This is a genomic window from Spirosoma litoris, from assembly GCF_054776755.1.
Genome location: NZ_BAAHBI010000035.1, coordinates 216035 through 239002 on the forward strand (window position 1 = coordinate 216035; position 22968 = coordinate 239002).

The 22968-nt window shown below is 46.9% G+C and carries 22 protein-coding genes; 14 read left to right on the forward strand and 8 right to left on the reverse strand.

What is annotated here, in order from left to right; genetic code table 11:
* The first annotated feature begins 321 nt into the window (after positions 1-321).
* The 8 genes from ACYVGR_RS20135 to ACYVGR_RS20170 all read left to right on the forward strand — a co-directional run bounded on the left by ACYVGR_RS20135 (position 322) and on the right by ACYVGR_RS20170 (position 10967).
* On the forward strand, positions 322-1266 hold the full coding sequence (locus ACYVGR_RS20135) for an RraA family protein (RefSeq protein ID WP_460959966.1): 945 nt from the start codon (positions 322-324) through the stop codon (positions 1264-1266).
* 96 nt (positions 1267-1362) lie between these two features.
* The gene (locus ACYVGR_RS20140) at positions 1363-2640 is read left to right on the forward strand and encodes a mandelate racemase/muconate lactonizing enzyme family protein (RefSeq protein ID WP_460959968.1); all 1278 of its coding nucleotides are present in this window, start codon (positions 1363-1365) and stop codon (positions 2638-2640) included.
* Between the two features lie 87 nt (positions 2641-2727).
* Positions 2728-4137, forward strand: a complete 1410-nt coding sequence (locus ACYVGR_RS20145) for an alpha/beta hydrolase family protein (protein ID WP_460959970.1) — start codon at positions 2728-2730, stop codon at positions 4135-4137.
* Between the two features lie 81 nt (positions 4138-4218).
* A complete protein-coding gene (gene uxuA, locus ACYVGR_RS20150) occupies positions 4219-5418 on the forward strand; it encodes a mannonate dehydratase (protein WP_460960806.1) in 1200 nt (399 codons plus the stop codon).
* Positions 5419-5558: 140 nt separating this feature from the next.
* Positions 5559-7661 carry an alpha-glucuronidase family glycosyl hydrolase gene (locus ACYVGR_RS20155; RefSeq protein ID WP_460959972.1) on the forward strand — a complete coding sequence of 701 codons (2103 nt, stop codon included), beginning with the start codon at positions 5559-5561 and terminating at the stop codon, positions 7659-7661.
* A complete protein-coding gene (locus ACYVGR_RS20160; RefSeq protein ID WP_460959974.1) occupies positions 7661-8464 on the forward strand; it encodes an SDR family NAD(P)-dependent oxidoreductase in 804 nt (267 codons plus the stop codon). The genes ACYVGR_RS20155 and ACYVGR_RS20160 overlap by 1 nt, the downstream gene beginning before the upstream one ends.
* A gap of 69 nt (positions 8465-8533) precedes the next feature.
* Complete coding sequence (locus ACYVGR_RS20165; protein WP_460959976.1) at positions 8534-9613, forward strand: endo-1,4-beta-xylanase; 1080 nt, start codon at positions 8534-8536, stop codon at positions 9611-9613.
* Between the two features lie 112 nt (positions 9614-9725).
* Positions 9726-10967, forward strand: a complete 1242-nt coding sequence (locus tag ACYVGR_RS20170) for an alkaline phosphatase family protein (RefSeq protein ID WP_460959978.1) — start codon at positions 9726-9728, stop codon at positions 10965-10967.
* 156 nt (positions 10968-11123) lie between these two features.
* On the opposite strand, the gene ACYVGR_RS20175 is transcribed toward ACYVGR_RS20170, so the two are convergent.
* A complete protein-coding gene (locus tag ACYVGR_RS20175; protein ID WP_460959980.1) occupies positions 11124-11579 on the reverse strand; it encodes a DUF2147 domain-containing protein in 456 nt (151 codons plus the stop codon).
* Between the two features lie 230 nt (positions 11580-11809).
* Positions 11810-12262, reverse strand: coding sequence for a hypothetical protein (locus tag ACYVGR_RS20180; RefSeq protein ID WP_460959982.1), 453 nt, complete (start codon positions 12260-12262; stop codon positions 11810-11812).
* Between the two features lie 112 nt (positions 12263-12374).
* Between ACYVGR_RS20180 and ACYVGR_RS20185 the strand changes: the two genes are divergently transcribed.
* The 3 genes from ACYVGR_RS20185 (at position 12375) to ACYVGR_RS20195 (ending at position 16325) form a co-directional block, all read left to right on the forward strand.
* Entirely contained in the window at positions 12375-12671 is a 297-nt protein-coding gene (locus ACYVGR_RS20185; protein WP_460959984.1) for an SCP2 sterol-binding domain-containing protein, read from the forward strand.
* A 117-nt stretch (positions 12672-12788) separates the two neighbouring features.
* Complete coding sequence (locus ACYVGR_RS20190) at positions 12789-14225, forward strand: Gfo/Idh/MocA family protein (RefSeq protein ID WP_460959986.1); 1437 nt, start codon at positions 12789-12791, stop codon at positions 14223-14225.
* Between the two features lie 126 nt (positions 14226-14351).
* Positions 14352-16325, forward strand: a complete 1974-nt coding sequence (locus ACYVGR_RS20195; RefSeq protein ID WP_460959987.1) for a sensor histidine kinase — start codon at positions 14352-14354, stop codon at positions 16323-16325.
* An 8-nt stretch (positions 16326-16333) separates the two neighbouring features.
* Here the strand turns inward: ACYVGR_RS20195 and ACYVGR_RS20200 are convergent, their stop codons facing one another.
* The 4 genes from ACYVGR_RS20200 to ACYVGR_RS20215 all read right to left on the reverse strand — a co-directional run bounded on the left by ACYVGR_RS20200 (position 16334) and on the right by ACYVGR_RS20215 (position 19629).
* On the reverse strand, positions 16334-17062 hold the full coding sequence (locus tag ACYVGR_RS20200; protein ID WP_460959988.1) for a hypothetical protein: 729 nt from the start codon (positions 17060-17062) through the stop codon (positions 16334-16336).
* 30 nt (positions 17063-17092) lie between these two features.
* Positions 17093-17830: a 3-keto-disaccharide hydrolase gene (locus ACYVGR_RS20205; RefSeq protein ID WP_460959990.1), complete on the reverse strand. Its 738-nt coding sequence runs from the start codon at positions 17828-17830 to the stop codon at positions 17093-17095.
* Positions 17831-18547: 717 nt separating this feature from the next.
* Positions 18548-19240 (reverse strand): LytR/AlgR family response regulator transcription factor, encoded by a 693-nt coding sequence (locus ACYVGR_RS20210; RefSeq protein WP_460959992.1) that lies wholly within the window; start codon positions 19238-19240, stop codon positions 18548-18550.
* Positions 19237-19629 (reverse strand): Hpt domain-containing protein, encoded by a 393-nt coding sequence (locus tag ACYVGR_RS20215; protein ID WP_460959994.1) that lies wholly within the window; start codon positions 19627-19629, stop codon positions 19237-19239. The genes ACYVGR_RS20210 and ACYVGR_RS20215 overlap by 4 nt, the downstream gene beginning before the upstream one ends.
* Before the next feature lie 350 nt (positions 19630-19979).
* Between ACYVGR_RS20215 and ACYVGR_RS20220 the strand changes: the two genes are divergently transcribed.
* From ACYVGR_RS20220 to ACYVGR_RS20230, 3 genes are all read left to right on the forward strand, one after another.
* The gene (locus tag ACYVGR_RS20220; RefSeq protein ID WP_460959996.1) at positions 19980-20525 is read left to right on the forward strand and encodes an RNA polymerase sigma factor; all 546 of its coding nucleotides are present in this window, start codon (positions 19980-19982) and stop codon (positions 20523-20525) included.
* A gap of 163 nt (positions 20526-20688) precedes the next feature.
* On the forward strand, positions 20689-20937 hold the full coding sequence (locus tag ACYVGR_RS20225; RefSeq protein WP_460959998.1) for a hypothetical protein: 249 nt from the start codon (positions 20689-20691) through the stop codon (positions 20935-20937).
* Positions 20938-21017: 80 nt separating this feature from the next.
* Positions 21018-21158, forward strand: a complete 141-nt coding sequence (locus ACYVGR_RS20230; RefSeq protein WP_460960000.1) for a hypothetical protein — start codon at positions 21018-21020, stop codon at positions 21156-21158.
* Between the two features lie 482 nt (positions 21159-21640).
* Here ACYVGR_RS20230 and ACYVGR_RS20235 read toward each other — a convergent pair whose 3' ends face one another.
* Positions 21641-22390: a cupin domain-containing protein gene (locus ACYVGR_RS20235; protein WP_460960002.1), complete on the reverse strand. Its 750-nt coding sequence runs from the start codon at positions 22388-22390 to the stop codon at positions 21641-21643.
* A 36-nt stretch (positions 22391-22426) separates the two neighbouring features.
* Positions 22427-22936: a hypothetical protein gene (locus ACYVGR_RS20240; protein WP_460960004.1), complete on the reverse strand. Its 510-nt coding sequence runs from the start codon at positions 22934-22936 to the stop codon at positions 22427-22429.
* Positions 22937-22968: the final 32 nt, after the last annotated feature.

Below are 22968 nucleotides of genomic sequence, written 5' to 3' on the forward strand. Positions count from 1 at the left end.
TAAGGACGTTTGTTTAGCGAGCTTCCATTGCAGACACTATAAACCAACAGAATAGACTCCTTTACTTATTCGATATGGATTTAGCCGTTTACCCAGATTTGAGGTGGGTAATTTTTTTAGCTAAAAATAAGGCGAAAAAATGGCTTGTTGCATAAATAGGTGCTTCCAGAGCTCAGCAGAGGGGTAAGTTTTATGCAACAAACAGACTAGTTGCATAAAGACTCTTTCATTACAAGAATTCCATGTGTTTGGTCGGGTAGAACTGCTAATTGGGCTCCTTATCAGCCGTATACTAAACCTTTTAATTTCTTTTCACTAACCATGAAACAGGTATTTGTACTGGCGATTGGGCTGTTGATGACCGGGCTGACTTCGGTATCGGTTGCACAACAGATTTCTAAAGAAGAACTGATCTTTCTGACACCCGACTGGAAAGGCGAACGCTTCCCCGATGGACGCCCAAAAGTACCAGATGCGATTCTGAAACGCATGAAGCTGGTGACGCACGAAGAAGCCTGGGCCGTTATGAAGGGCGAAAAATACCGATACCAGTTCGCGGGGGATTGGCAAACAATCAATCCGGATAGCGTATTGGTGGGCCGGGCACTCACGGCTACCTTTATGCCCGGTCGGCCGGATGTACACCGGGTTACGGATGAAAAAGGGCACACGAAAGATGGTCGCGTAAAATCGCAGAATGCCTGGCCAATTGACATGCTTGTCAAAGGAGACGTGTACGTGGTTGATCAGTTTGGAATGCATGAAGATGGCCCAACCATCGGCGACAATCTGGGTAATTCTATTTATGCCAAAACGGGTAATGGAATTGTCTACGAAGGGGCTGTTCGGGATGTAGCTGGGTTGAAAGAAATCGGTGGATTTACGTCTTATTTCAGAAGTTATCACCCATCGCACCACAATCCCGAAGGTGATCTGAATACAACATTGGTAGGTATCAACCGCCCAACGCGCATCGGTAAGGTAATGGTTATGCCAGGCGATGTCGTGCTCGGTCGCGATGGGGGCGTTGCGTTTATTCCGCCCCATCTGGCCGAGAAAGTGGTGAAAACGTCAGAGATCATTCGGTTACGCGACATGTTCGGTCACCTGCGCCTGCGCGAACAGAAATACACGCCGGGCCAGATTGATTCGCGCTGGTCGGATGAAATTGAAAAGGATTTCTCGAAATGGCTCAACGATCACGTGAGCGAACTCCCTGTTCCGAAAGAGCAAATTCAGGATTATCTCAAAACCCGTACCTGGTAAAATAGTATTCGGTTTATGGTTTACGGTTGACTGGCTCAGAAATACGCTGGTGTGTCAGCCAACTGTAAACCATAAACCATAAACCTTTTCCTCCTCATGACAACATCTCGTCGTTCTTTTCTGACTAAAAGTGCTTTAGCCAGTGTATTTAGCGCCAGCGCTCTGGCCAGCTTCGGCGAAGGGCTGGAAACGGCTGTTCATAATGCCCCTTTATCTTCAGCTCCTTCCGACCTGAAAATTACCGATATCAAATGCGGTTATACCCGCAATGGCCATAGTCTGTTCGTCAAGATTCACACGAATCAGGGCATCTGGGGCTGTGGCGAAGCGGTCGATGCATCCGTTGGGACGTACCATCTGGTGAAGATGATGGGCCAGCGGATCAAAGGTAAGAGCCCGCTCAATGTAAACCGATTGTTTGAGGACATTCGGAAATCAGGCTTTTTTGAAGGTGCCCAGGCGGGGATTTACATATCCGTATTGTCGGCTATCGAAACGGCGCTTTGGGACTTGACGGGGAAAGCGCTGGGGATGCCTGTTTATCAGTTGCTGGGCGGAAAATTTCGGGATAAAATCCGGGTTTACTGCGATACCGGAGCCTATCGCGAAACCGACACCAGCCCCGATGCGTTTGGCGCAAGTGCAAAAAAAGCCGTCGATATGGGTTTTACGGCCGTAAAGTATGACATCGACGAACGCAATGACCCAAACAAATACGATGCCTACAACTGGACTGCCAGTCAGGGCGAACTGGAGCGGATGTACAATCAGATTGCCGGTGTTCGAAAAGCGGTTGGCCCTAAGATTGACATCTGTGTTGATATGCACGGCCGGTACGATGTCACAACGGGGCGTCGGGTGGCCAAGATGATGGAGCCACTGAACCTATTGTTTTTGGAAGAACCCATCCCGGCCGAAAACCCCGAAGCGTACAGGCAAATTCGGGAAGCGTCGAATACACCCATTTGCGCCGGAGAAAACCATTATTTGGCGCACGGATTCCGGAAACTTCTCGAAATTGGCGCTGTCGACATCATCATGCCTGATCTACAGAAAGCGGGTGGACTGGGTGAAGCTCAGCGTATTGCGAACCTGGCCAATTTGTATTACGTGCCGTTTGCGCCCCACATGGTAGCGTCGTATCTGGGAGCGATGGCGTCGAGCCACGTTTGTGCATCCGTGCCAAATTTCCTGATTCTGGAGTGGCAGATTTACTTCCATGAGGAGCCGATGTTCAAGGAAATCGTCACATTCGACGGACCTATGGTGGAAAAGGGATTCATCCCGCTATCCAACAAACCCGGTATTGGCGTCGAAATCAACGAAGAAGGTATGCGGAAATACGCTCCGAAAGACGTGCCGTTTTTTGTGTAGTTGAGTGGTGTCAGGTGCTCAAATCTGACACTGTGAGTTTACTGATAGCGCGAACGTTGACGCCCGCGCCATCCCCCTGAATTTGCTATGAAAAACAGCACGTATGTACTTCTGTTTTGCCAATTAGTGGCCATCCAATACGGTAACGCTCAAGCCCCTAATCTCCAGAAAATGACGCCGGAGGAGCGGACGGCTTATATGAATAAAATGCGGGCCGCGAGTCAGGAAGATTGGCAGAAGATGATGGACAAGCTCAATCTGAAACTACCCACGTTACCGCCACCTGCCGACGATCCCAAACGGCCTTCGTATCTCAAAGTCAAAGAAGGCACAAACAACTGGTACGATGAAGCCGGTAACAACCACGTTCGGTCAGGGTGGGGGAATTGGACAAATTATGAGGAGGCTAAAGCAAATGATTACACACTACCAGATCCGCTGAAGCTGAGAAACGGTAAACCCGTAAAAGATGCTACTACCTGGTGGAAGCAGCGCAGGCCCGAAATTCTGAACGATTACCTAATGGAGATTTACGGAAAAATACCCGCCAATACGCCTAGGGTAACGTTTGCGCCTACCGGAATCGACAGTACAGTACTGAACGGGAAAGCTATCCGAAAAATGATCGTCGGCAACGTCGACAATTCCCGTTACCCGGCTGTTACGCCGAGTATTCCGGTTACGTACTATCGACCCGTGAATGCATCGGGTAAGATTCCGCTCATGGTGATTGTGTGGGGTGCCTTCCCGCAACCGATAGCAAACATTGAGAAACTCATTGATGCTGGTTGGGCCGTAGCCTTAGTGAATACCGGGGCTATTCAGGCTGATAATGGAGGAGGTTTGCATGAAGGAATCATCGGTCTGATGAACGGTGGCAAAGATCGTCAACCCGATGAGTGGGGCGTGTTAGCTGCCTGGAGTTGGGGCCTGAGTCGTGTTCTCGATCACTTTGAAAAAGATAATACGATTAATGCCAAACAAATTGGTGTTCAGGGACATTCGCGTTGGGGTAAGACCGCTCTACTCGCTGGCGCCCTGGACCCGCGTTGGGCCATTGTTTTTGCGAGCTGTTCTGGCTCTTTGGGGGCATCTCTGGAAAAGCGTAACGTGGGCGAAACGATTGACAACGTAGCCGGGCCAGGTGAATACCACTGGATGGCAGGTAACTTCCTGAAGTATGGCGGAAACTGGACTGCCATGCCAGTTGATGCCCACGAGTTAATGGCGCTCATTGCTCCTCGTCCACTGTTCATTACGGGTGGCACCAAAGATACCTGGGCCGACCCCAAAGGTGAGTTCCTGGCTTGCGTCGGGGCTAGTCCGGTTTATGAATTGCTGGGCAAAAAAGGCGTAGGGACCACCATAATGCCCGCACCCGATGTTGCGCTGATTGATGGCGAACTGGCTTTCCGGAATCACGAAGGAGGTCACGTCGATTCGCCCGACTGGCCTGTTTTTCTGGAGTTTGCTAAACGCGAATTTTCTAAAAAGTAGTAGCCTGGACGGCCACGTCCGGGTTTTATATTAATGTTTTTATCTCACCTGGACGTGGCCGTCCAGGCTACGTCAAGTAAAATGGGAATGTTACAAACCATGCGGTGGTTCGGTCCGAATGACCCGGTTTCACTGATGGATATTCGGCAGGCGGGGTGCACGGGCATTGTTACGGCGCTTCACCAGATTCCAGTGGGCGACCTCTGGACAATTGAGGCCATTAATGAGCGTAAGCAACTTGTTGAAGCAGCCAATCAACAGTATTCGACCTTGCATTGGGCGGTCGTTGAAAGTCTGCCTGTTCATGAAGACATTAAAAAGGGGAGACCATCGCGTGCTGGTTATATCGAGAATTACAGGCAGTCGATTCGGAATCTGGCAGCTTGTGGTATCAAAACCGTCTGCTACAATTTTATGCCGGTGCTTGATTGGTCGCGTACCAACCTAAATTACGAAATGCCCGATGGATCGCGGGCACTTCGATTTGTTTGGGAAGACTTTGCCGTTTTCGATTTATATATTCTCAAACGCCCCGGTGCCGAAGTTGATTACGAACCCGAAATCATCGAGTCGGCCCAACAGAAGTTCAGCCGCATGACAACTGAGCAAGTAACCGAGCTATCAAACATCGTGCTGTTGGGATTGCCCGGTTCCGAAGAAGCCTTTACGCTCGATACATTTCAAGGATTACTAAACGAATACGCGACCATTGGCGACGCTGAACTTCGCCAGAATCTGTATTATTTCATTCAACAGGTTGCTCCAGTGGCGCAGGAAGTGGGTGTTAACCTCTGTATCCACCCCGATGATCCGCCACGCCCATTGTTAGGGCTTCCCCGCGTTGTCAGCACTGAATCTGATTTAGCGCAGTTGATGGAGGCTAGTGATGTAACAGCCAACGGTATTACGTTCTGTACGGGTTCATTAGGTATTCGGCCCGATAATGATTTGCCTGGCATGATTCGTCGTTTCGGCGAACGAATTCATTTCATTCACCTACGAACAACCAAGCGAGAAGAGGACCCACGCAATTTTCACGAAGCGGATCATCTGGCGGGCGATGTTGATATGTATGCGGTTGTGAAAGAAATTGTGCTGGAACAGAAACGTCGTGAAAAATTGGGTGTGGGTGTAATCAACATTCCTATGCGTCCCGATCACGGCCACCAGATGCTCGACGATTTGCATAAGAAAACTTACCCCGGCTATTCGGCCGTTGGTCGCCTGCGCGGATTGGCAGAGTTACGGGGTTTAGAAATGGGGATTGAACGGAGTTTGTGAAACTGGCGCGGGTTTGAAACCGTGCTTACTAATATAGCCAGTATTCACTGGCGTTTAAAAGCTATTGATGCGTCAGCGAATGCTGACGACATAAAAAGACACGGGTTCAAACCCGGGCCAGAAATCGACAATCTGATAGAATGAAATACTTAGTACTTTGTCTGACACTCATCAGTACGTTTGCTCACGCTGACGATGGCTATCGCCTTTGGCTGAAATACGACCTGATTAAAGACGTAGCCAAACGGGAAGAATATGCTCGCTCGGTGCAGTTTATTGCCGTTAATGGCAGCAGTCCGATTTTGAAATCAGCTGCCGATGAGTTGCAAATAGGTTTGCGGGGATTATTGGGTAAATCTGTTCCTATTGTCGCTAGTGCTGGAAATAGAATAGGAGGGATTATTTTGACAATTGTTCCAGAGGCTACTACTCAGGCGCTAGCTAAGGAAGGCTACTTACTGACCAGTGGTAAACAACGTAATATTACCATTTCAGGTAAAACAGATTCTGGGGTGTTGTATGGCGTTTTTGCCTTACTTCGGCAACTACAAACGAGCCAGTCGATAGCCAGTCTTTCGCTAGTCAGCATCCCCAAAATCCGCTACCGGCTGCTTAATCATTGGGATAATACGAACGGTACGATCGAACGCGGGTATGCGGGCGAGTCGCTCTGGAAATGGTACGAACTGCCCGCAACAGTTGATCCGCGCTATCGCGATTATGCCCGTGCCAACGCGTCGATTGGTATTAACGGCACTGTGGTCAATAATGTAAACGCCAGCGCTCGATTTCTGACCGATGAGTACATTCAGAAAGTGGCTGCGTTGGCGAATGTCTTTCGGGATTACGGGATTCGGGTGTATTTGTCGGTTTATTTCCCCGCTCCAAAGGTTATTGGTGGCCTGAAAACAGCCGATCCGCTTGATCCCAATGTTCGGAAATGGTGGGCCGATAAGACCAAGGACATTTACAAACTCATCCCTGATTTCGGCGGATTTCTGGTTAAAGCTAACTCCGAGGGCGAACCGGGGCCGCAGGATTATGGGCGTACACATGCCGATGGGGCAAATATGCTGGCCGAAGCACTGGCCCCTTACGATGGTATTGTGATGTGGCGGGCCTTTGTTTACAAAGCTGATCCTAAAGCCGACCGATTCAAAGCGGCCTACGAAGAATTTACGCCTTTGGATGGTAAATTCGACAAGAAGGTGATTGTGCAGGTGAAGAACGGCCCGATTGATTTTCAGCCGCGTGAGCCGTTTTCGCCGTTGTTCGGGAACATGCCCAAAACGCCCCTGTCGATGGAATTTCAGATTACGCAGGAGTACACCGGTTTTGCAACGCATTGGGTCTATGAAGCTCCGATTTTTAAAGAATGTCTGGAATCGGATACATATGTAAAAGGGCAAGGGTCGACTGTCGCAAAAGTGGTTGATGGAAGTTTGCATGGTTATGGATTAACGGCCATTGCGGGCGTGGCCAACACCGGTTCCGATCGCAACTGGACCGGTAACCCAATGGCGCAAGCCAACTGGTATGCGTACGGGCGGCTGGCCTGGGATCATACCTTATCATCGGAAGGTATTGCCGATGAGTGGGTAAAGATGACCCTCACTCAGGAGCCGAAGGCCGTCAATACCATTAAGGATTTGATGCTAAAATCGCGAGAGATTTATGTCGACTACAACACACCTATTGGCTTATCACGCCCCTGGGCGGGTGTGCACTTTGCTCCTGAACCCTGGCAGGAAAAAAGTGCCCGACCCGACTGGACAGCCATTTATTATCACCGGGCTGATTCCATTGGTCTCGGCTTCGACCGGACTGCATCGGGTAGTAATGCCCTGGCACAATACCGGCCCGAAGTGCAGAAACAGTGGAATAACCCCGAAACTTGCCCACTGCCGTATTTGCTCTGGTTTCATCATGTGCCGTGGACTAAAAAACTAAGCTCTGGGCGAACGCTTTGGGATGAACTTTGTACCCGTTTTTACACTGGTGCCGATTCTGTCAAATGGATGCAACAGCAATGGGCGCAGGTCAAACCTGCCGTTGATCCGGAAATTTTTGCTGACATAACCGGTCGCCTGACCACCCAGCATACCGAAGCCATCTGGTGGCGCGATTCCTGGGTTCTGTACCTCCAGACGTACTCAAAACAACCCATTCCGTCTCCTTTTCAGAAACCCACCCGCACCTTGGAAGATGTGAAACAATTAACTGAAATTTATAAATTACGCTAGTGGAACAAGTACAAAATGCTGAGACGAATACCCAACAGTCATCCAATTATTCCGTTTTTTCGCTAGAAGGAAAACTGGCCCTGATCACCGGAGGTGGTAGTGGTATCGGTCTTGATATTGCCCGTTGTATGGTGAAGGCAGGCGGGCAAGTTGTTATAACGGGTCGGCGGGAGCAACCGTTGCAGGAAGCTGTTGCTACCTTGGGCGAACGGGCGCATTACGTGGTCAACGACGTGACGAATCGGGCCTCACTAGATGGCTTGGTAGAGCAAATCGAAGCGACCTATGGCCCGATCGATACGTTGGTAAACAATGCTGGGATTAATATGAAAAAGCCCGCGTTGGAGGTTTCCGACGAGGATTTTGATCGGATCGTGCATACCAATCTGAATTCGGTTTTTAGCCTGACTCGTGCCTGTGCCCAACGGATGATGGCGCGCCAACGAGGCTCTATCATCATGATTTCGTCCATGGCTGCCTACTACGGTATCGACCGGGTTGCTGCTTATGCAGCGTCTAAATCCGGGGTAGAAGGTATGGTGAAAGTGCTGGCGTCGGAGTTTTCTGGCAATGGCGTTCGGGTTAATGCTATTGCGCCTGGTTTTATTGAGACTGCGATGAGTAAAACGGCGATGGGTGGCGACCCCGACCGTTTCGCTCGTGCCATGCGCCGGACGCCTATGGGCAAATTTGGTCAGCCTGAAGACATTGGCTGGGCCGCTGTTTTCCTGGCTTCTGAAGCCGCCAAATACATCACGGGGGCTTCTTTGCCGGTTGATGGGGGCAATTCGATTGGGTTTTAAAATTTCCTTGTTGGTGGTAGTGGTGTCGGGTTGAAGAACTCGACACCAACGACAAATTAGCTCGCAGTTATGACTCAACGATTCATCTACTCCTCGCTCTTAGGCTCTGCGCTCCTCCTCGGTTCAGCCTTAAAACCAGAGGTCGCCGAACCGACTCTCAAATCCGCTTATAAAGATTATTTTCCAATTGGCGTTGCTGTTGGTCCACGTAACCTGACTGGCCCTGAAGCCGAGTTGATAATTCGGCAGTTCAATAGCCTGACGGCGGAGAACGCCATGAAAATGGGGCCGATTCATCCAGAAGAAAATACGTACAACTGGAAAGATGCGGATGCCATTGTCGATTTTGCGCAGAAACACGGCATGAAAGTTCGGGGACATAACCTTTGCTGGCATCAGCAAACGCCGAAATGGCTATTTACAGATGCGGAAGGTAAAACGGTATCGAAAGAGGTCTTGCTGAAACGGCTGAAAGACCACATTATCGAAGTGGTGACCCGTTACAAAGGCAAGATTTATCAGTGGGATGTGGTCAATGAAGCGATTGACGATAACGCGCAGAAGTTCCTTCGGGATTCCCCCTGGTCGCAGATATGCGGAGAAGAATTCATTGCGAAAGCCTTTGAATACGCCCACGAAGCCGATCCTAATGCGCAACTTGTGTATAATGACTACAATACCGAGCGCCCAAGCAAGCGCGATCGAATTTATCAACTGCTGAAGAAGTTAGTCGATGCAAAAGTGCCCATTAATGGCGTGGGTTTACAGGGGCACTGGTCGATCTATGAACCGGGCGAATTAGCGCTAGAGGCTGCAATTGACAAATTTTCGTCGCTGGGATTGAAGGTACAAATAACAGAACTGGATGTATCGGTATATCCGTCGGAGCAGGGCAAGCGTGAAAAACGACCCGATGAGTCGGATGCGTTTACGCCGGAGATGGCGCAGAAACAAGAGGAACAGTATCGGAATGTATTTCGGATTTTTCGCGAAAAGAAAAAAGCAATCACGGGCGTAACCTTCTGGAATGTATCAGACAAACGTTCCTGGCTGGATACCCATCCTGTAGCAGGTCGAAAGAACTACCCGCTATTGTTCGACACGAATCTGAAACCCAAGAAGGCGTATTATGAAGTTGTGAAATTTTGAGCCGTTTCGCGTTGATATTACGACAAGCTCTATTTTTGACAGGATTACCAGGATAAAACAGGATTTAAAAAGTGATATGGATATCCTGTTAATCCTGTCAAAAATTTACACTATGAAACGAACATCGACATTACGACTTTTAATGAGTGGGTTGCTACTCTTTACTCACTACAGTTGGGGGCAAACGAAACCGAAAAAAGCCCTGTTCGTGATTGTCGATGGGATTTCGGCGGATGTTATTGAAAAACAACCCACGCCAAATCTCAAAGCCATTGCCAAAGAAGGAGGTTACGTTCGTGCTTATGTGGGTGGTCAGAAAAACACGTATTCGCAAACGCCAACCATTTCGGCAGTAGGTTATAACAGTCTGCTCACGGGTACCTGGGTCAATAAACACAATGTCTGGGACAATAGCATTAAAGCGCCCAATTATCAGTATTGGACCATCTTTCGCTTTTTTGAAAGCCAGTATCCCTTCAAAAAAAGTGCCGTTTTCTCTACCTGGCTCGATAATCGAACCAAGTTAATCGGTGAAGATTTACCCCAAACGGGCCATCTTCGAATCGATTATTCATTCGATGGCCTGGAGCATGATACCCTGCTATATCGGCATGATAAAGAGTCGGAGTATATTCATCAGATTGATGAGAAAGTCGTCAACGAAGCCGCTCAGTATATTCAGAACGAAAGCCCCGATTTATCGTGGGTGTACCTTGAATATACCGATGACATGGGGCACAAGTATGGCGATAGTGAGCAGTTTTACAAAGCCGTTAACATTATGGATGACCAAATGGGGAGGCTCTGGAAGGCCATCCAATATCGTCAGAAAACCTATGGCGAAGACTGGCAACTGTTCGTCACCACCGATCACGGCCGAACGGTTGAAACGGGTAAAAACCACGGTGGGCAGTCGGATCGGGAGCGAGCCACCTGGATCGTGACCAACGCCAAAGACCTTAACAGTCAGTTTAAAAAGAACACACCCGGCATTGTCGATATTATGCCAACAATGGCGCGGCATCTGCAACTGACAATTCCGAAAGAACAGGCTTTTGAAGTAGATGGCATCCCACTAACGGGCAGACTGTCGATTGTGGAGCCAACTGTTAAAAAAGAAGGCAGCAAGATTGCGCTGAACTGGAAAGCTGTAGAGTCAGAAGGAACCGTAAAAGTCTGGGTTTCGACCACCAATCACTTCGAAGAAGGCAAGCGCGACGATTACAGGTTTCTTGGTGAGTTTCCCGTAAAAGCCGAAGCCGCTACGATCGATGTATCGACTTTCCCTAAAGGATTCTTTAAGATCGTACTGGAAGGACGGTATAATCACCTCTCGCGCTGGATTGTTGAGTAGAAGCTCTTCTGGAAAGTCATGTTGTGTGATTATTTTTTGTCATCTCGACGCAAGGAGAGATCTCAAGGTGGAGATTTTAAGCTCTCTCCTTGCGTCGAGATGACAAAAAATAAGGCCGATAAGATTCTAAATCCAAAATGACACACTCACCAAACGTCACTGTACGCGTGTCCAGGTTTTGGATTTTCCCAGGAAACTCAGCCCCATTACATAACCACGTAAATCAATGGCGTTTGGACCTTTGAGCGACACTTCGCAACTATAGGTCTTGCCATCTTCAGGGTTATAAATCTCCCCGTCGCCCCACTGGTTATTGCCTTTATAAGTCAGGTTCGTTAACAATACTAAGTGCATAAGCGGGCGATTTCGCAGTTTTTCGTCAGGATTTTCTTTATCGACTTTTGGTTTTCCGGTGCCCGGCTCATTAGGTTCCAGCATCCAGACTAGTTTGCCATAGTATTTATTACCCTGTTTATAAATCTGAACCTGATTTCTCTTTTTGGAACTGAGCCATTTGCCTAAAAGCGCATCGGGATCGTCGGCTTTGGAAGCGAAGGAAGCCAATGAAAAGCAAACAATCAGGAGCAATGTGGTTAAGCGTAACGGGTTCATACGTGAGTGATTTTAGTATACAGGACTTTGGCAAAAAAAACGGGCCACAGTTTAATGAAGCGGCAAGATTAATTATCTCTCGCCGTTGCGATGGCACGGCTTTTTGCCAAAGTCGTGTTATATAAACGTATGAAAAGAGGTTTTGTCGATTGGCACGTTAAATAATTCGTTTACATACGCCATATCTTCAAGATATGGCGTATGTAAAACTGCCCCAAAATCGACTAGAATTAATGCATTTCCTTGAGTGAAATCCAGTATAGTCCGGCGAAAATTATACTAAAAAACGCACCGAAGGACGTATTTAAGGCAACGACACCTCCCAGAATTATCGGTAGAACAAGCCCAACAACGACTCCTGCCACATAAATCCAGAAGCCTACTCGTTGAAGCCGAAACATAAGTACAGCCCCAATGAGTGTGAGTAACGAATAACCAAACTGTGCAATGGCCAGTGACTTCACCTGAACAGGATCGCTGGGCGTGGGTGCATCGCCCGCCGAGCGATCTTCATAGTACGTGTCGACCTTTTTTTCTTTCTTAGGCTCTTTGCTGGAACCTTCCACGTAGGTCGTTTCAGATACGGCATCGGTCTGAAAGAATGAAACGGCCGAGTCGACTAAACCCCAGGCACAACTGAGAAATGTGAGGATGCAAAGGAGAGTTAAATATTGAGAACGCATAAGTAGCGCGGGTGGAAACCCGCTTTATATTCATCAAGCGCGGGTTTCACCCGCGTTACAAAAACCTTATTTTCGCGGCTGAGTTTCTTTTCAACAACGAAATCCAAATCTGATGACTCTGCAAGAACTAACCGAGCAAACTCGGAACAAAGTTACACACGCCGACAGTATCAATGCTACAGTTAAGCTTGTAACTGATCAGGGAGTTGTTTATATCGACGCTACTCAATCGCCTGTTACGGTCTCAAATGACGATAAACCCGCCGATTGCGAACTGCAAATAACGATCGATAATCTCGTTAAAATGAGCAATGGTGACTTAAATCCAATGATGGCCGTCATGATGGGCAAGCTCAAAATCAAAGGTGATATGGGCATCGCCATGAAAATGGGTCAGATTATGGGCTAGATTAAAGAGCGAAAGAGTGAATGAGTGAAAGAGCGAAATGAAGCAGTAGTAGATCTGATTTTATGACTTACTGCACTATAAAAGCTTGACAAATCGCTCTTTCACTCTTTCACCTTTATGTCTAAACCCTCTCGTCGTAAATTTCTGGAAGGTAGTGCAGTAGCCGCTGCTAGCTTCTTTATTGTGCCGCGTCATGTGCTGGGTGGAAAGCTGGCGGATGGCTCGCGGATTATTCCCCCGTCTGATAAGCTCAATATTGCCGCTGTAGGCTGTGGCGGTAAGGCCGATGTGAATATCCGGTTGGCCTACAATAATGGGTCCGATAACTTCGTAGCCTTGTGCGATGTCGATGATCGACAGGCGAAAAAATTCCGCGCTAAGTTTCCCAACGCTCCCTATTTTCAGGATTACCGCGAAATGTTCGATAAGGCGGGGAAGACCTTCGACGCCGTAATTGTCAGTACGCCCGACCATATGCACGCACCCATAGCAATGGCGGCTATGAAAATGGGCAAGCATGTGTACGTTGAAAAGCCGCTGACGCACGACATTTACGAGGCTCGGATGCTGACCGAAGCTGCCCAAAAATATAAAGTCGTGACTCAAATGGGCAATCAGGGGAGTTCGGGCGATGCTACACGCATCATCGAAACCGCTATCCAGAACAAAATGATTGGGCATGTGCATACGGTGTATTGCTGGACCAATCGACCCGTATGGCCGCAGGGCGTTAAGTCGCCGAGAGAGAAAGGCGAATCGCAGCCCATTCCGGCCGAAGTGAACTGGCCACTTTGGCTAGGTACCGCTCCAGCCCGTGATTATCACGAGGCCTACATGCCTACGCGTTGGCGCGGTTACTGGGATTTCGGAACAGGTGCGCTTGGCGATATGGGCTGCCACTTTATGGACGTTCCCTTCCGCGCGCTGAAACTCAAATACCCAACGTCTGTTGAGTGTAGTGTCGGTTCGGTTTATTCCGATTTTTTCAAAGAAGCATTTTATGACGATAGTTGCCCGCCCTCTTCAGCCATTCACCTAACGTTTCCATCGGAAGACAAGAAAGTGAAAGAGATTAAATTTTCGTGGTTCGATGGGGGTATTCGCCCGCAACTGCCTGAAGGCATAGACTATAACGATGTGTTCCGGGAAATTGACGGAGGCATGCTGTTTATTGGCACCAAAGGAATGCTGACGGGCGGGCTCTTTGGAAATGATCCTAAGTTATTGCCTGCCGACAAGTTTAGCGGTAAAGAATTGCCAAAGCCTGAAAAGCCATTGGTAGAGGGTAAAACAGAAGGCCATCAGCAACAGTGGGTAAAGGCCTGCAAACAGGGATTTGGGGCATACACATCCTCGTCATTCGATCAGTCAGGACCACTGACCGAAACCGTGCTGATGGGCAATCTGGCTACGCGCTCCTATCTGGCTCGCGAAGGAGGGAAATTCACGGGTCGTAAAAAACTGTTCTGGGACGGCGACAACATGAAAATCACCAATTTCGACTACGCCAATCAGTTTGTTCGGCGTCAATATAATGGTGGGTATACATTGTAAAGAGTGAACGAATGAATGAGTGAAAGAGTGGCTAGCGCGTGACTTTCACCGCACAGTCACTCTTTCACTCATTCATTCGTTCACTCTTTAAATAAATTCATACATTAGTGGTACCTCGGATCACTGATGAGACGCTTTCGCCAATTTGTATTTTCATTTCTGACCTGTTGTTTACTGGCTTTCCGACTAACGGCACAGCCATTGAGCAATCAGCCTGTCATTGCGCTACCTGAGCACGATGAGCGGGCGTCATTGAGTGGACGACTGGCTTATTTACACGATTCTTCACATACCCAGACCATCGCCGATGTTATCAAGCTGGCTGCTGGACCTGCTTTCCAGCCAATAACGTCGCCAGTTCCTAACTTCGGTATTATTACGGGTACAAAGTTGGCTGAACCAATCTGGATCAGATTTCGGCCCCAGAATCAATCGCATGAGGAGCAGAAATGGCTTACTGAAATCGATTTCTGGTGTTTCGATGAGCTTCAGCTTTTTGTGGTTGACGCCAATAATCAGGTGTTATCGACCTCACCGATAATGGGCTGGAAAGTACGGGCCGATCAACGAATCCGCTCTCACCGTCATTTCTGGTTTCCGTTTACCGTTCCTGCCCAGCAAAACGTAACCGTTTATTTGCGCGTTCTGAAACATCGGGGTACGCAAATTGTTCCCATCGAACTCGTTCGGGAATCGGCCTATAACTCATTTGTACAGCGTAGTTATTTATATTGGGGAGGAGTGCTGTTTACGCTGACGTTTGTGGCGTTTATGAGCCTGATTTTTTTTCTGACGACATTCGACCAAATTTATTCGAAGTATATTTTTTGTCTGTTGGGCCTCGTTGGATTTTTCTTTATCAACGACGGATTCATGAATCAGTTTGCGTTCGATGCGCAATTCTGGATGCCCAGGCAGAATGTTTACTTTTTGTTCCCGCTAATTCTGTTTTATTCCCAGCTGACCTTTGTTCGTACATTCCTGAGCCTTCGTAACACGCCATCACATCGTTGGCACATAATCGGGACGTGGGTTCTATTTGGGGGTGTCGCTTGCCTGATTGTCTTAACGGCGGAATGGTTTATTCCGCTGACGCCCACCCTGGAATTGATCATGATCCGGGCGTTTTCGGCACTTTACTGGCTCCCACTGCCCATTATTATCGCCTACATCGTCGTTAGCATCGTTCGAGGATATCATGTCGGCGAAGCCTGGTTGTATTCATTGGCTGTGTTGCCGTTTTATACGCTAAACCTCGCGCAGGTTTTTTCCAATTTTGGTGTATTGCCCACCTACGAGCCCGTTGCCAATTTTGCCTATTATGCACCAGCCGCTTTGTTTGAAGTGCTCATGTTAACGGTTGCCCTGGCTTATCGTTATAAAATGGACCGCGATCAAACCGAGCGCCTTGTCAAAGAAAGTATCGTTCAGCAGCAGCGGGCGTATCAGTCTGAAGTGCAGACGCTGGCCTTGAAAAATAGCTTGCTCGTCGAAAAAGAGCGCATTGCCCGTGATCTTCATGATAATGTGGGCGCGCATCTGGCGTTTATTGTAACAAACCTGACTCAGATTAGCGATCAGGCGGAGAAACAGTCGGTTAAAGATGGCAAGCAATGGGCGAGTCGACTACGGAACATTGTGATGCACACCCGTGAAGCTGTCAAACTCCTGCGCGAAACCATCTGGGCAATCCATCAGGAAAGTTTTACGGTCGAAGAGTTTGGCGAGCGACTTGATCAATATATCAATCGCTACTTTCATCAGGACGACGGCCTGAATGTTGATGTAGTGGTAACGGGTTCGCAAACGCAACGACTCTCCTCCACGCAGGTGCTGAATCTATTTCGAATTGTGCAGGAAGCATTGACCAATGTTGTCAAACATGCCCAGGCATCTACAGCTACGGTTCAGTTGCAGGTTAGCCCCAGTGGCCATATCAATCTACAGATTCATGACGATGGTCAGGGTTTTACGTGGGCTAATGGAACGGTTTCCAGCCACCATTATGGACTGCAAAATATGCAAACCCGCGCACAGGAACTAGGGGGTACATTCCGGGTTTTTGTGGATAATGGAACAACGGTCGAGGTCGAAATATGACGCCTGCATCATTTGCCTGCTGGCATTTCTTTAACCAGCACAAAATCCAGATAAGCCAGGTTTGAGCCTTTGTTATAGTGTAAGGTTAGCAGGTTAGGCCCGGCAACGGGGAAAGTAATCTCGCCTACTGTTGCCTGTGTCCAACGATGATAGTCGCCTGTGTTTTCAGGCATAACCAGATCAACCGCTTTTTGATTATTTAGCCATAACGACGATTTATTGTCTTGAAAACCGTAGACGGTGATGATTCGGTACTGGCCTGGCACTTGTACGTTAACGGTATAATTCGTCCATTCGCCATCTTCCTGCCAGCCAATGTACAACTGGTTCACTTTAGGGTCGACTTTGTTGGGGTGATTGAAATCGGCGAAGTCTTTCGTGAACGAAATATCGACACCTTCGTTTTCTCTAAAATGCACCAGGTATTCCGGAACACCTGGCCGTTGATGATCGGGTTTACGATTTAGCTCGCCACTGCCCTTATTGATCGGGTCTGTGTCATGATAAGCAACACCTTCGCCCCCCAGATCATAATATGCTAACTCAACCCGACCAGGGATTAACTGAGCACCCTTGGTATAGTCGGCATCTCGAAATGGCTTTCCTTTATATGATTTCGGGATTTGAGCTATAATCGATGACGTCGCGAGGAGCAATAGGATTGCTGTGTATAGGACTGCCCCATAGCGGCTCGTGGTATTGAACTGGCGTAAAGGCGGTAACTGGTCGTATTTCATGTGTAACAGAGATCAGTCTGGAGAAAAGGGCTAGTTTTTGCTGAGTGGCTTTACCGATACCTCCTTGAAGAAAACAACATCGTGCTCGCCGTGATTCTGTAAGCCTATATAGCCTTCATTGGGACGAAGACCACGGTAAGGCTCAAAATCGAATTTGCGCGCCGGAACAGGGTCGCCTTCTTTATAATCGGTCACTTTTACCCCGTTGACCGAGATGATAGTGCGCGGCCCGTCGAGCGTAATATCCATTGTATTCCATTCAGGACCAGGTTTTCCGGGTTTGGCGAGTGGTTTGTTTAATGAATAGAGCGTTCCTGTTATGTGGGTGTCATCTTCCTTAGAGGTTTCGGGGTGGTTGTCAATTTGCACTTCATAACCATAGTGAACGGGCATCCATTCTTCGCGAGGTTCGAGGGGTATTCGTATATAAACGCCCGAATTGCTATTCGTTTTCTGCATTTTGTAAACCACCCGAATGGTGCAGTTGCCGAATTTTTCTTTTGTCCAGTATAACAAACCCATACCACCATGCCCGCGAATGAGGCCATTTTCGACAGACATACTGCCTTTACCTACATGTTTCCAACCGGTTAAATTGATACCGTTAAAAAGCTGCCGCCAGCCGTTGGCTGTAGCGGGTTGGGCTTGCTGGCTAATTCCGGGTAATTCGCTACGAGTGGGTAGCGTAGCGGCCAGACCATAGCAAGCAGCTAAGAGTAGATTACTAATAATTAGCCACTGGTTGGCGATGCGGGTTTTCGTAGTCATAGGTAATAAGGGCTTTCTAATTTGTTGCTATCTACCAATGCCGGTTGATAAAAACAAAACCGGAAGCGGGCTCGTGGGTATAATCTACTCACATACAGACCTTACGTAGAGCTAACACCTTGAATGATAGCAACAAAAAGGCCATGCTTCAAGGTGAGCATGGCCTTCACGTTTTCTTAACCTAAACTCCATTGCAATGCTGCTATCCTATGAATTAGTACTGGCTGAGTGCATTAATGGAAACACAATGGTGTTAAGTCAACTACTATACCAAAAAGATAAGTAGTTGATATATAGGTAGATGTCGTTATTTGGTCGAAGCTGAAGTGTACGATTGTGGACACGGAACGTCCATTTTAGTACATGTGGAAGTACTTGGCTTTCTGAACTTATTTTTGCCTGACTTCCTGAAGCAATAAGTAGACTTCGGGCGGCCTTGCTGGACGGCCAGATGAGGCATATGTTTATGCCTGATTTGTTGTCAATTATACCATTTAATAAATCTATAGTGACTGATAAGTGAATTGCAGTCTAAACTAGAGAAGCATTCCTCATAATTAACTGTCATGCACACACGTAGTAGGCACTCAACTCTGTTAAACTACATTATCTATACACTGCTGGCTATGGCTATTATTACATTAGGTGTAATTGCCGCAATATAAGCCGCAGATTTTGATTAGATTACTTAGTAATTGATTGATTATGAGTATCTAATTATAATAAATTCAAGCGGCTCATTAGCTCAGACTTATTGGCGCGGCTTATAGGAATCACTTTCGACGCTACAACCAGGTTACTTTCTTCAATATCTACAATTTTATCCAGGTTGATGATGTAGGACCGATGGACGCGTAGAAATTGGGTGCCTAGTTTTTCTTCCAGCGATTTCATAGTCGTATAAACCACAAATGGCTGGCTATTGGTCTGGATTTTCACGTAGTCTCCTGTATTTTCAATGTACATGATGGAGTCGTAAGGTACGCGAACGTAGCGGCCATCACTCTTTACGTAGATGGCTTTCTTGTCGCCCATCTGGATTTGCTCCTGTTTTTTCTGGGCGGCCAGGGCCTTTTCAACGGCTAGTTTGAAGCGAAGCTGGGCGATGGGTTTTTTTAAATAATCGGTAACCTGATACTGAAAGGCATCAAATGCATAATCGGTTTTGCTCGTTGTCAGGATAACTTGCGGCATAGTGGGAAGCCGATCCAGTAAGTCAAAACCAGACAATTCTGGCATTTCGACATCCAGCCAGAGCAGATCGATTTCCTGATCGGCTAATACAGTCAATGCCTGAGTTGCGTTTTCACAAATAGCTATTATCTGCAATGACTCATGTTGCTCACAGAGTCGTTGCAATGCTTTACGAGCCATTGTTTCATCATCAACAATTATACATTTAAGAATCATACCTTATTAGTTGTCAGAAGGCGCTCCCACTCGATCTGTACCAGCGATTTTTTACTGAGTAGACTGTTATAGAACAAGCGCCAATAATTCCGAACCTGCTCGGGCTCGACTTTTGTAATGATTAATCTCTCCAACTGAGCCAGTGCGGTTTCCAGATCCGATAGACCAACCATACCCAGTGTAGGTCTTAATTTATGGGCCAGTTGGCGTCCTTCTTCCCAGCGTTGCTGCTGCATTAACTCATTAAATTCATTGAATTCGGGCAATATATCGTCTAAAAACGTCTCGAACATGCTGGTGGCATAATCTGCATCATCGCCATACAATTCGCTTAGTCGAGCTGTATCCAGCGTACTCGTAATCTGTATTGCTACATCATTCTGATCCATATGATTTAGCCTAATACTTGTAGTAATGATCATAAGTCTGCAATAAATTCATTTCCTACATTATAAGTATAATATTAGATACTAATGTAAATAATTATTGAGGTTGGGATGTGTTTTTAATGAGAATATATTATAAAAAATAGTGACTACTGGTTTTATTCCTGACAATCCGCTGCCACTGCGGGCAGTGGAAAAATCTCAGTTGAGGTATATTGATCGAGCGAAAAGAAACCAATAATTACCCAAAAACCGCCGATTTGTGCTATTCATCGAATACTAGTCACTAATCGATTACATAACTAGCAATTTTATTCCACTAAACTACATGTCTACAACTACAAAACGCATTTATGTCCACTGCATTAACCGACGAAGCGCTGATCCGGCAATACATGCCAGAGCATCCTAATCAATGTTTCGAAACCCTGTATAATCGGTACGCCAATAAAGTATATCGTCAGTGTTTATCTATTACTAAAGACACCGACAATGCCCATGACTTTACGCACGACATCTTTATCAAGATGTTCAGTAAATTAGATACTTTTCATGAACGGTCAACTTTCTCTACCTGGCTGTACTCAATTACATTCAATTACTGTGCCGGACAACTTCGTTTAGCCAAACGACTTCCCCTCTCGTCACTTGAAGAGACGGATGGCCCGGATACGGCAGTCGATAATCAGGAGACTCAAAATCAGGAACATTCGCTTCAAGTGCTTCAGCAGGCTATGACCAGTCTGTCAACCAATGAGCAGACGCTCCTAAAACTTAAGTATGAGCAAGGCATGCGGATTGAAGAAATTGCTGAGTTATACAATCTGAAGATCAGTACCGTTAAAATGAGAATTAAGCGAAGCCGCGAAAAGGTTTACCGATTGTGTGCGTACCAATAATTGCTGAGTAATTGGTTTGATTTCGGTGATCCATTGACAAGTAGTGAACTCAAGTATAGACAAGAACCACTGATAACAAGTACCATTTTTTATCAGAAACCCCTGTATTTCCAACCTAATGGATGTTTTCTGGTTAATACGAGAAACATAACGCTCTTTTTCTATGGCAAAACGTAAATTGGCTGCTAAGCCTACCAACGATGAGCCAATGGCTCATTTCAATGATGTATTTGCGCTAGATAATGTTATCCAACTGCGGGTAGCCGTTGACCAGGCAGTATACGGAGAGACGCCGGCAGATTTGTCTGACGATGTAAAGAGGGCTCAGGTTGTTGAAGGATTAACCACCCTTGGCCAGATGGGTCTTTTAACGGAGACTGATATTGAAGAGGCCAAGAAGAGCTACTTATAAGCTGATTAAGGCAAGGAGTATATCCTGTTTTTGGTACGGACTTTGCTTGCAATGGAGTATTTCCATGTTCCATTGCTGTTATGAAAATACGTATCATTGTTACCACTGATATTACGAAAACTGACCTGACCAATATAGGGGCCTGGGCGCTTTTACTGCTGCTTACAGGTCTGTTCTGGTATGGCATTGGTCAGCTTTGCTTCAAAGCCTTGTGGCTGTAGTTAACCTTGACAGCCTATAATCTTACCTGATATAAGCAGTATCCCATACTGTACTTTTGAGCAATAGACGCCTGGCTAGTAAGCATGTACACTGCTTTGCGCTATTGGGTGAATACCGCAATTCGCCAATTAATCATCTACCTGAGCCCAAAAAAACACTACATAAAACCAATTTCGTCAGCCTATACTGTATTACGGTTTGGTAGACGGATTGGAAAGTAGACTACTTTTTGGGGTAACAAACCGTTTTAATTGTATAATCGTAGGTTTTTATTGTAAGTTTTATTAATGTATTTGCGTATTCGGTAACTAATGTTTTACTTCAAATCGAAATAAATACTGCTACCGTACTACTACTAATAACTTACTATCCTAGAAATTATCTTAGTAAACCAAGTCCCTGCTAGTAATTGCTAGTGGGGACTTTTTTACGTTACGGCTGGTTATCAGCTGATTACAAAACCGACAGTCTAACTGTATAGTCAAAATTGAAGCGATACATAAGTGCTGCCTGTTGGGCTGTCTGGGTGAATACTGTGGGGTACTTCTGAATCAATAAAAATAATATCCCCAGCCTGGACTTCTTTTTCCCGTCCTGCAATATGCATTTGAACGGGATTCTCAAGAATAAGTATGACTTCAGCGGCTCGGTGCTGATGAACTGGTGGATGTTCTAAGCCAGGCTTGAGGGTCATCAACTGCATCGCCATGCGACTACTCATGATCGTAGGATAGGGGACCAGCTGCTGTTGACTGCCCTCACTGGTAGGAGTGGCGTCAATTCCCTGCCAGTCGACCCAGAAGGAGCCGCCCGCCAGCCGATACAAATCCAGGTCCGGAACTTCGTTGGAGGTGTACCTGAGTTGGTAATAAGTAAGCGGTTGGGCCGTTTTATTTTCCACTCGGTACTCATCACCAGGCATAACGATAGCCAGGCTGCCGGGATTTAGTGCCTTGTGTTTATCGCCCAACGATAGAGTAAGTTCACCCGATTTGACGAGCAACAGTACTTCTTCATCGAGCTGTTGGATCGGTTGTGCAGGCTGGTTGGGGCCTATTGTTATGGATTGAATGAGGAAGTGGGAGTAATCTCGGGTGGTTCCTTCGAATAAGATTTTCTCCTGATAATCAGTTGGTAAAAGCGTATACGAATAGACGTTTGATACGCTAGCCTGCGGGAATGCTGGAAAGTAGGCTAAAACACTGACCCAGAAAATCAGAAAGAATCTCATTGACAAGGGAACTACTGAAATTATCACCCGAAGGTACTACTCCTCTTCGTGTTTCTTCAGTAGTTGCACCACCTTTCCATTCTCAACAAGCTTGGTTTTCAAAATGGCCTGCTTCGGAATAGAAAATAGCAACATTGGCTGACTTGTAAACGATTGTGGATTGTGCGTTAGCGTTGTATCTGCCATACGAATGTACCGAATGGTTAGAACCGAATCCTGCACAAATACTTTACTGACAGACAATTTTGGTGGCTTGTTCGTTGGCGAAAGGGCGATGCCTATTACCATTTCTTTCGCGAAATTCACTACATCGGGGCGCTTACTGGTAGCGGCAGGTTTGAAAACCTCATCAAACGTTTCGGCCTGTTCAAATACAAACAAGGTGGGTTTTCCTTTATTGATAGGAGCGTCGTTACTCAGGAAATAGCCAGTAAGCAGTCGGTAAGTGAGATTTACCTGAGCGAGCGTAACTAAGCTAAAAATCAGACTGATAAAAAGAAAAATAGATAGGCGAAGAGGACGCTTAATTGATGGAAAAAGAGGCATGATAAGATACAAGCTTTACGGAAATCCTATTT

Bases quoted from the DNA above. Each gene is read 5' to 3' on its own strand.
- ACYVGR_RS20230 (WP_460960000.1), top strand. From the start codon at position 21,018: ATGAAAATACGTATCATTGTTACCACTGATATTACGAAAACTGACCTG.
- ACYVGR_RS20210 (WP_460959992.1), bottom strand. From the start codon at position 19,240: ATGATTCTTAAATGTATAATTGTTGATGATGAAACAATGGCTCGTAAA.
- ACYVGR_RS20165 (WP_460959976.1), top strand. From the start codon at position 8,534: ATGACTCAACGATTCATCTACTCCTCGCTCTTAGGCTCTGCGCTCCTC.
- ACYVGR_RS20200 (WP_460959988.1), bottom strand. From the start codon at position 17,062: ATGAAATACGACCAGTTACCGCCTTTACGCCAGTTCAATACCACGAGC.
- ACYVGR_RS20195 (WP_460959987.1), top strand. From the start codon at position 14,352: ATGAGACGCTTTCGCCAATTTGTATTTTCATTTCTGACCTGTTGTTTA.
- ACYVGR_RS20235 (WP_460960002.1), bottom strand. From the start codon at position 22,390: ATGAGATTCTTTCTGATTTTCTGGGTCAGTGTTTTAGCCTACTTTCCA.
- ACYVGR_RS20220 (WP_460959996.1), top strand. From the start codon at position 19,980: ATGTCCACTGCATTAACCGACGAAGCGCTGATCCGGCAATACATGCCA.
- ACYVGR_RS20140 (WP_460959968.1), top strand. From the start codon at position 1,363: ATGACAACATCTCGTCGTTCTTTTCTGACTAAAAGTGCTTTAGCCAGT.
- ACYVGR_RS20240 (WP_460960004.1), bottom strand. From the start codon at position 22,936: ATGCCTCTTTTTCCATCAATTAAGCGTCCTCTTCGCCTATCTATTTTT.
- ACYVGR_RS20170 (WP_460959978.1), top strand. From the start codon at position 9,726: ATGAAACGAACATCGACATTACGACTTTTAATGAGTGGGTTGCTACTC.
- ACYVGR_RS20190 (WP_460959986.1), top strand. From the start codon at position 12,789: ATGTCTAAACCCTCTCGTCGTAAATTTCTGGAAGGTAGTGCAGTAGCC.
- ACYVGR_RS20215 (WP_460959994.1), bottom strand. From the start codon at position 19,629: ATGGATCAGAATGATGTAGCAATACAGATTACGAGTACGCTGGATACA.
- ACYVGR_RS20180 (WP_460959982.1), bottom strand. From the start codon at position 12,262: ATGCGTTCTCAATATTTAACTCTCCTTTGCATCCTCACATTTCTCAGT.
- ACYVGR_RS20135 (WP_460959966.1), top strand. From the start codon at position 322: ATGAAACAGGTATTTGTACTGGCGATTGGGCTGTTGATGACCGGGCTG.
- ACYVGR_RS20175 (WP_460959980.1), bottom strand. From the start codon at position 11,579: ATGAACCCGTTACGCTTAACCACATTGCTCCTGATTGTTTGCTTTTCA.
- ACYVGR_RS20155 (WP_460959972.1), top strand. From the start codon at position 5,559: ATGAAATACTTAGTACTTTGTCTGACACTCATCAGTACGTTTGCTCAC.
- ACYVGR_RS20145 (WP_460959970.1), top strand. From the start codon at position 2,728: ATGAAAAACAGCACGTATGTACTTCTGTTTTGCCAATTAGTGGCCATC.
- ACYVGR_RS20185 (WP_460959984.1), top strand. From the start codon at position 12,375: ATGACTCTGCAAGAACTAACCGAGCAAACTCGGAACAAAGTTACACAC.
- uxuA (WP_460960806.1), top strand. From the start codon at position 4,219: ATGGGAATGTTACAAACCATGCGGTGGTTCGGTCCGAATGACCCGGTT.
- ACYVGR_RS20225 (WP_460959998.1), top strand. From the start codon at position 20,689: ATGGCAAAACGTAAATTGGCTGCTAAGCCTACCAACGATGAGCCAATG.
- ACYVGR_RS20205 (WP_460959990.1), bottom strand. From the start codon at position 17,830: ATGACTACGAAAACCCGCATCGCCAACCAGTGGCTAATTATTAGTAAT.